At 60.3% G+C, this 5,535-nt stretch carries 3 protein-coding genes, 2 tRNA genes and 1 pseudogene; 4 read left to right on the forward strand and 2 right to left on the reverse strand.

The window, feature by feature from the left end:
- Together ABN482_RS13575 and ABN482_RS13580 are read left to right on the forward strand one after the other, a co-directional pair.
- The coding region (locus ABN482_RS13575; RefSeq protein WP_349504485.1) for a GLUG motif-containing protein at positions 1–610 on the forward strand (610 nt) is incomplete at its 5' end.
- Positions 611–613: 3 nt separating this feature from the next.
- Entirely contained in the window at positions 614–2,266 is a 1,653-nt protein-coding gene (locus ABN482_RS13580) for a ShlB/FhaC/HecB family hemolysin secretion/activation protein (protein ID WP_349504486.1), read from the forward strand.
- Between the two features lie 415 nt (positions 2,267–2,681).
- Here the strand turns inward: ABN482_RS13580 and ABN482_RS13585 are convergent.
- Positions 2,682–2,757: transfer RNA gene (locus ABN482_RS13585), tRNA-Gly, on the reverse strand.
- Positions 2,758–2,824: 67 nt separating this feature from the next.
- Positions 2,825–2,900 (reverse strand) — tRNA-Gly (locus ABN482_RS13590).
- Between the two features lie 74 nt (positions 2,901–2,974).
- On the opposite strand from ABN482_RS13590, the gene murB reads away from it, so the two are divergent.
- Positions 2,975–4,063, forward strand: a complete 1,089-nt coding sequence (gene murB, locus ABN482_RS13595) for a UDP-N-acetylmuramate dehydrogenase (RefSeq protein WP_502877302.1) — start codon at positions 2,975–2,977, stop codon at positions 4,061–4,063.
- A 151-nt stretch (positions 4,064–4,214) separates the two neighbouring features.
- Positions 4,215–5,378, forward strand: a pseudogene (locus ABN482_RS13600) (MFS transporter); the annotation flags it as partial.
- Positions 5,379–5,535: the final 157 nt, after the last annotated feature.

The raw sequence follows: 5,535 nt of genomic DNA on the forward strand, positions 1-5,535 counted from the left end.
CAGCAACGTCTCTGGCAACAACGCCGTCGGTGGGCTGGCCGGACATAACGCCGGTAACATCGACAATGCCTACGCCACCGGCAACGTGACAGGCAACCGCAACGTCGGTGGGCTGGTCGGATTCAACGATGACAACAGCAGCATCAACGACAGCTTCTACGCCACCACCGATGCCAGTGGCAACACCATCAACAACGGCGGGGCAAGCTCTGACGCGTTTACGGGCAACACCCATGGTACGGCCCAGACATGGGACGCATTGAGCAATCCGGCCATTTATGCAGGTTGGGATACAAGCATCTGGTCATTGCCCGGCACCAACACCAGTGTCACAGGCTATAGCGTTGCCTTGCCTTATCTCACGGCAGTGACACGCCCAGTCGATATCGTTCTACGCCCCATCCGCAATGACAGCAACAATGACGTCCGCAACACCCCGCCCTACATCGGCGCAATGGCGTCGAACGGCCAGACTATGTCAACCCACACCACCCTGCTGTCACAAGCATCCGAAGCCCTGACTCAGGTCACGTTGCTGACCAACCCGCTCGATGATCAGTTGAACCTGCAGATCATCAATCACGGCATCCGCCTCCCAGAAGGAATCTGATACATGCGTTTTACAGCTACTTTTATCGGCGGAGCCATCTCCCTACTGTCCCTGTCCATCGCGGCGGCCACCTTGCCAGACGCAGGTCAATCGCAGCAGTCAATCGACCAACAGCCCCTGCAACTGCCTGGCAAGCAACGGCTGGAACTGAACCTGCCCGATGCCCCTTCGACCGAAGCCACGACCGGTGGCCCCAGTCTGCACGTTCAGGGCTTCACGATGCAGGGCAACGGTGCCATCGCCAGCCAGGATCTGCTGCCTCTGCTGGTTGATCTGCAAGGCCGCACGGTGTCACTCGGTGAACTGCAGACAGGCGTCAACCGCATTACCCGTGTGTATCGCGAGCAAGGCTATCCGCTGGCACGGGCCTATATCCCGGCCCAGGAGATCGACGGCGGCATCGTACAGATTGCCGTGATGGAGGGTCATTACGGCGAGGTCAGCCTGAACAATACCTCACGAGTGGCCGACTCGGCCCTGACACCGCTTGCCGCTCTCCAGCCAGGCGAGGCCGTGCGCTCTGCCTCACTGGAGCGTAGCCTGCTGTTGCTGTCCGACATCCCCGGCGTGGACGTCAAATCCACCCTCACCCCCGGTGCCACTGTCGGCACTACCAACCTGCAGGTGGATGTCACCCCTGGCCCGCTGCTGTCCGGCTCGGTCGATGCCGATAACTACGGCAACCGCTTTACTGGCGAATACCGCCTGGGGGGCACGCTCAACGTCAACAGCCCGCTGGGTCTGGGGGATCGCCTGTCGATGCGCCTGATGGGCTCGAACAAAGACCAGCATTACGGGCGCATCGCCTATCAGTTGCCAGTCGGCCCCTGGGATACCCAGGCCGGGGTGGCCTACTCGAACATGGACTACGAGCTGGCCAAGGATTTCTCCGAGCTCGACGCCCACGGCAATGCACGCATCACCAGCCTGTACCTGAATCAGCCACTGGTACGCAGCCGGGACTTCTCCCTCTATGCACAACTGCAGTTCGACCATAAGCGCCTCAGGGACGACATTGACCTGTTCGATAGCAAGAGCAAGAAGCACTCGAACGTGGTCAGTGCCACCCTCAGCGGCAACAGTCGTGACACGCTGCTCGGCGGCGGCGTCAACAGTTTCGCCCTGACCTGGAGCCAGGGGCATCTGGATATCAACGGTGCGCAGAACCAGCGCATCGATGCCCTGACCGCCAAAACGCAGGGCCATTTCATCAAAGTCAATCCGAGCCTGGTACGTCTGCAACGCCTGACCGACCGCTTCAGCCTGTATACCCAACTGCAAGGCCAGTGGACCGACGGCAATCTGGACAGTTCAGAAAAGATGAGCCTGGGTGGTGCCTATGGCGTACGCGCCTATCCGCAAGGCGAAGCCTCTGGCGATCAAGGCTGGCTGGGCAATATCGAAGTACGCTACGCGTTGACCGAGGCCTGGCAACTCAACGCCTTCGTGGATCATGGTGAAGTACGCCTGAACAAGCACACCTGGAGCAATGGGGACAATCACCGCAGCCTATCGGGAGCCGGCGTGGGCACACGCTGGGCTGCACATGGCTGGCAGATCAACGCTGTCGCAGCCTGGAAGCTGGGCAATGCCGAGCCGCAAAGCGACCGTGATCGCAGCCCGCGAATATGGGCTCAGGTTGTAAAATTTTTCTAGCCTCTTCCGAATGGTAATGCGCCCATTTTTCACGGGCGTGAGAAGTAGGAATTAGGCGGCTATGGTCAACCGCTGTATCGGCATGATCCCACCCAATACCATGTTGAGGCGCTCGCGATTGTAGGACCACATCCAATGGGTGGCCTCTTGCCTGATAGTAGTGGCGAAAGTGCCAGGTTTTGCGATCCTGCGCCGAGATCGCCAAAGACAAACCATCCGAATCGCCAAGTGAGTAAGGGCGGCCCAAAAGCCTATCCATCCGCCGCAAATGCAGCTCAAAAAAGTGGACTTAAATCGCGTGGATTTAGATGGATGTCAGTAGACGTCGCTGGACGAAAAAAAGGCCGAAAAACAAAGTTTTCGGCCTTTTTTCAATCATCTATGGACGTTGGTGGATATCCATGGACGAAAATCTTGGAGCGGGAAACGAGTCTCGAACTCGCGACCTCAACCTTGGCAAGGTTGCGCTCTACCAACTGAGCTATTCCCGCATTTAGCTACGCATGTGCTGCGTAATCTAAAATGCCAAGCTGCATACGCAGCTTAAACATAAAAACCTGGAGCGGGAGACGAGTCTCGAACTCGCGACCTCAACCTTGGCAAGGTTGCGCTCTACCAACTGAGCTACTCCCGCATCAGCAGCAAAAACATACTTAATTAAGCATGGCTTCGCTGCGAGAACGAAACTATAGCAAGAAATTTTGTACTATGTCAAGCATGCCCACCCAGAAAATTCATGCTGTCATGCTGTCAATCTCCTCCCTGGATTTGCACTCTCTCAACACGCTGCGCCTGCCCTCCAGGGCGCTGGCTTGTGTCACGCTGGAGGATACCGAGCAGCTCCCCGAACTGAGCGTACTGGCCCAGCAATACCCACAGGTGCACGTATTGGGTGGCGGCAGCAACATGGTGCTGGCTCCGGAAATCGGCGGACTGACCGTGCGAGTGCGCCTGCCCGGCATCCGGCTTATATCGGAAAGCGACGATGCCTGGCTGGTCGAAGCCGGAGCAGGCGAAGTCTGGCATGACTTTGTACGCACCTGTCTGGATCAGGGCTGGCCCGGGCTGGAAAACCTGGCGCTGATCCCCGGCACGGTCGGTGCTGCGCCCGTGCAAAACATCGGGGCCTATGGTGTGGAAGTCGGCGGCCGTATCGACAGCGTGCTGGCCTGGCATATTCCACAGGGCAGAATGCACTGCCTGGACGCATCTGAATGCCGATTTGCCTATCGCGATAGCCTGTTCAAGCATGCGGAACCCGGCACATGGCTGATTACTGCAGTCCGTTTCCGCCTGCCCAAGCAGTGGCAACCGGTGCTGGACTATCCCGACCTGCAGAAGCATCCACTGCTGGCGTCTGGCACTTCGACAGCACAAGGGGACAGCGCACCGGCCGGCCCGACTGCGCGACAGATCTTCGATGCAGTCTGCGACATTCGCCGGGCCAAGCTGCCCGATCCTCGGGAACTGGGCAATGCCGGCAGCTATTTCAAGAACCCGGTGATCTCCTCTGCACAATGGGAAGCTCTGCACGCACACCACCCTGCTCTGCCCGGCTACCTGCAAACCGATGGTAGCTGGAAGCTGGCGGCGGGCTGGCTGATCGACCAGTGTGGCTGGAAAGGCAAGCGTCTGGGGCCGGTGGGCATGCACACGCGGCAGGCGCTGGTGCTCGTCAATTACGGTGGTGCACAGGCAACCGATGTACTGGCGCTGGAAGAGGCTGTACGTGCCGATGTGCGGGCGCGTTTCGGCGTCGAACTGGAGCGCGAGCCGGTGGCCTGGGGGCAACCCTGATCCGGACAGGGACGACATCGACAAATAAGCATATAGGGTGCAGAATAGGCTTTTGCCTGCCGTGACAGCACCTGCCTCAGCATCCCCCTCGCCTGATCCGTCCGCAAGCGCGTCCGCCCTGCCGAACGCCGGGTTGTGGTGCACGCTGTCGATGCTGAATCACGTCGCACTCAACGGTGGGCGCGTGGCGGTTTCCCTCACCGCAATCAGCCTGCACATGTCGACCTTCATGGTGGGCTTTCTGGTGGCGCTGTTCGCTGTCCTGCCCATGCTGTTTTCGGTCTATACCGGGCGTTGGGTGGACCGTATCGGGGTCAGCCGCCCGATGCGCATCGGCAATGCCCTCATCATCGTCGGCGCAATCATTCCTCTGCTCTGGTCGGATCTGGCCGCCCTGGTTCTGGCCGCCGGTATGATCGGCATCGGTTTCACGCTCCATCAGGTTTCCACGCAGAACCTGATGGGGCGTGGCGACAGCAAACAGCGGCTGCGCAATTTCTCATGGCTGGCGCTGGCGCAATCGGTATCTGGATTTTCCGGGCCGCTGCTGGCCGGGCTGGCCATCGACCACCTGGGGCACCGCTTTGCCTTTGGGGTGCTGGCCATCGGGCCGATCATTGCCCTGTACGGCCTGCGCAAGCTGCTGCCCACGCTGCCGCCGCATGTGGCATCGGCCCCGGAGCACAAGGTCGAAGAGCTACCTGAGCCTGCGCCGCTGACCGCCACTGAACAGCAGCAGGCCGACATGCAGGCCAAGGCCCCCAAGCCGGGCATCCGCGATCTGCTGCGCATTGCCGAGCTGCGCCGCATTCTTGGCACCAACACCGTATTGTCTGGTGCCTGGGACACACACGCCTTCATCGTGCCGATCTACGGTGTGTCCATCGGCCTGTCCGCCACCACCATCGGCACGGTCCTGGCCTGCTTCTCGCTGGCCACCTTCGTGATCCGACTGGCGCTGCCTTATATACAGAAGCACGTACGCCCCTGGACCTTGCTGGTGTCGGCCACGATCAGCGCGGGGTGCATCTTCCTGCTGTACCCGCTGTTCCGCGAAATCTCGTTCCTGCTGACGCTCTCGTTCATCCTGGGCCTGGCGCTGGGTGGCAGCCAGCCCAGCCTGCTGGCCTTGATGCACCAGCACTCTCCACCCGGTCGCACTGCCGAGACCGTCGGCCTGCGCCTGGCCCTGCTGAATTCAACCCAGGTCATGCTGCCCATGGGTTTTGGCGCGCTGGGCAACGCCATCGGCATCGCCCCACTGTTCTGGGCCTATGCGCTGCTGCTCTATGGCAGCAGTTGGCTCAACCGGGACAAGTTCGACCGCTTCAAGAAGAAAAAGCCCCAGCATCCAGCCCCCCCGCCGGAAACATCCACAACCGGGCCTGCGTCCATACCGACATCAGCATCGACGACACCATCAGAGGCAGCCCCCGCACCGGAATCGCCACCTGCACCTGCACCTGCACCTG

Origin of the sequence: Corticimicrobacter sp. (assembly GCF_040137905.1) — a bacterium.
Taxonomy (GTDB): Bacteria; Pseudomonadota; Gammaproteobacteria; order Burkholderiales; family Burkholderiaceae_B; genus Corticimicrobacter.

What these genes read in the sequence shown, in the direction of transcription:
- ABN482_RS13580 (WP_349504486.1), top strand. Translation starts at nt 614, where the DNA reads ATGCGTTTTACAGCTACTTTTATCGGCGGAGCCATCTCCCTACTGTCC.
- murB (WP_502877302.1), top strand. Translation starts at nt 2,975, where the DNA reads ATGTCAAGCATGCCCACCCAGAAAATTCATGCTGTCATGCTGTCAATC.